This window comes from Mesorhizobium sp. M7A.F.Ca.US.005.03.2.1, from assembly GCF_003997795.1.
Lineage (GTDB): Bacteria > Pseudomonadota > Alphaproteobacteria > Rhizobiales > Rhizobiaceae > Mesorhizobium > Mesorhizobium ciceri.
Window position 1 is genome coordinate 1,023 of the sequence record NZ_RZRP01000673.1, and the last position, 2,501, is coordinate 3,523.

The following is a 2,501-nucleotide window of genomic DNA, read 5'->3' on the forward strand; positions in this document are numbered from 1 at the left end:
GAAGGCTTGCGAGGAGCCGCCGACCAGCAGATTGGCGCCGGCGCCGACGGCGGCCGTCACCTCGGCGCTGGCGCCGATGTAGTCGCCGGCCAGCGCACCCGGCGCGTAGATGTTCTTCAGCGGCGTCAGCACGATCCACTGCATGACCGTCTGCTTCGTCGTGCCGATGTCGAGGCCGTATTTGTTGACGGCGCCGAAATAGGCTTCCGACGCGAAGCTCTTGTCGGCGGGGTTGAAGGTGCAGCTCAGATCCTTGCTCGAGCCGAAGATGAAGCCGGTGCCGCCGCCAATGGCACAGTCAAGCGTACCGAGCTCTATGCCTCGGTCCTGCGCCTGCGCTGCTCCGACAAACACGGTAGCGAATATGGCAGCGATGGCTGTCTTCAGCATGATGGTCCCCTCAAAAATCAACGGCGCGGAACCATCCTATCTGGTTCCGCGCCGCGGGGTGAGGGGTCATGGAGCGCACGGCTCCATGCGATCACTTGAATGAATGGATCAGCTGGAGCGAGGTCACGGCCACGGCAAGGTTGACGCCGGTCTGCGCCTGGACGCTGAGCGGCTCCAGCATGAAGGCGCTGTCCAAGCCGCCAACCAGCAGATTGGCGCCGCCGCCGGTCACCACGCTCGCCTCGGCGTTGACGCCGTAATAGCTGCCGGCGAGATCGCCTCCGTCACGGTCCCGGGTCGCAGCCAGCACGGCCCAAACGAGCTGGCCCTGATGCGTCTGGCCGACATCGAGGCCGATCTTGGAGATGACGCCTGTGTAAACCTCGGACGGCCCGTGATGATGAGGCCGGAAGACACAGGACACGCCCTTGTTGGAAGCGACGATATAAGCGGTGCCGCCGTCGATGGTGCAATCGAGCGTGCCGAGTTGCAGCTTGCCGGCGCTGGCTGGAGCCACCGCGAACATCGTCGTGGCGAGGGCAGCGGCGCAGGCGAGTTTCTTGATCATGGGAGGGTCCTTTCGCAAATTGCTTTTCGATAACGGCTTGGGAGGCCAGACCGTTCCGCTGAAAACTTGGCGCGATCAAGGCAGGGGCCGAAAGCCTCCTGCCGGGGTTAATGCGCGGTTGCGAAGTGCGTCTTTTCGGACACGCCAAGGATCCCGCGGCATTTGGATGTCACGCGGATTTGTATGGGAAGCGTTTGCCGAAACCGAGATCAGCTGACGCGGGCGAGGCCATCCTTGGCCGGCTGGTAGGTCGGGTCGAGGCGAACGGCTTCCTTATAGGATTTCGCGGCTTTCGCCTTGTCACCGCGCCGCTCGTAGATCAGCGCCTGGTTGGCCCAGGCCTCGGCGTTCTTGCCGTCGAGCTTGATCGCCATGTTGAAATCGGAGAAGGCGTTGTCCTCGTCATTGGTCGCCAGATAGGAGAGGCCGCGGCCGTTGTAGGGCTCGGCGGCGTCCGGCGCCAGCGAGATGGCGGTCGAGAAATCCTCGATGGCGAATTTGTGCTGGCCCTGGCTCTGATAGATCAGGCCTCGATTGTGGTAGGCGCGCGCGTCGGTCGTATCGAGCTGGATCGCCTTCTGAAAGTCGTTGAAGGCGTCCTGGGTGCGACCCGCCTTGCGGTAGAGATTGCCGCGGCCGATATAGGCGGCGTCATAGTTCGAGTTGATCTGGATCGAACGGTTGTAGTCCGCGAGCGCGGCTTCCTGGTTGCCGAGGAAGCGCTGGATGAGCGCACGATTCGAATAGGCCTGGAAGAAATTCGGATTGAGCTGGATGGCTTGATTGAAATCCTTGAGCGCCGCCTGGTATTGGCCGCCACGGCCATAGGCCGAGCCGCGCACATTGTAGCCTTCGGGATCCTGGGGATTGCGCTGGATGACCGCCGACAGCGAGGAAATGTTCTCGCTCGAGCCTTGCGCCTTGTCGATGTTGTTGAATTCACCGGTCGGGCCCGCCGTTTGGCAGCCGGCAAGCGCCAGTCCGGAGAGCAGGGCCGCTGTCAGGGCGAAACCACGCAATGCGGTCCCGCGCTCCACGCTCGTTGCGTTCATGTCTGCCCTGTCCTCACTTCAAGCCGCGTCGTTCAGATCCGGCTCCCCCTCCGGACCGGTCACATCAAAACAAAAAGGTGGCGGCGATTCCACATCGCGCCACCTCTGATATCCTTCGAAAAGGACGAAAAATTGGCGTTAGAACCGCGGCGGACGCGGAGCGCCAGCTGCACCACCAGCGGCGCCGGCAGCAACAGGGCGCGGCGTCATCGGCAGCAGGCCTTCGCGCTGGGCGCGCTTGCGGGCCAGCTTGCGGGCGCGGCGAACGGCTTCAGCCTTTTCGCGGGCGCGCTTCTCGGACGGCTTCTCGTAGTGACCGCGCATCTTCATTTCGCGGAAAATGCCCTCGCGCTGCATCTTCTTCTTGAGAGCGCGAAGCGCCTGATCAACGTTATTGTCGCGGACGAGTACCTGCACGGGCAATCCTGTCTTTCGGGTTTGATATCAACAGGCAAGCGATCATAGCCGCTAGCCTCCGCGGTGGTTTACAC

Annotated in this window: 4 protein-coding genes; all 4 read right to left on the minus strand. The window is 62.7% G+C overall.

The window, feature by feature from the left end; genetic code table 11:
- A partial coding sequence (locus tag EN991_RS28055; RefSeq protein WP_245461090.1) for a DUF992 domain-containing protein occupies positions 1-390 on the minus strand: 390 nt, incomplete at its 3' end.
- 91 nt (positions 391-481) lie between these two features.
- Positions 482-958, minus strand: coding sequence for a DUF992 domain-containing protein (locus EN991_RS28060; protein ID WP_024502781.1), 477 nt, complete (start codon positions 956-958; stop codon positions 482-484).
- Between the two features lie 209 nt (positions 959-1,167).
- Positions 1,168-2,010 carry a tetratricopeptide repeat protein gene (locus EN991_RS28065; RefSeq protein ID WP_013529652.1) on the minus strand — a complete coding sequence of 281 codons (843 nt, stop codon included), beginning with the start codon at positions 2,008-2,010 and terminating at the stop codon, positions 1,168-1,170.
- Positions 2,011-2,148: 138 nt separating this feature from the next.
- Positions 2,149-2,427, minus strand: coding sequence for a 30S ribosomal protein S21 (rpsU, locus tag EN991_RS28070; RefSeq protein WP_013529653.1), 279 nt, complete (start codon positions 2,425-2,427; stop codon positions 2,149-2,151).
- Positions 2,428-2,501 lie beyond the last annotated feature (74 nt).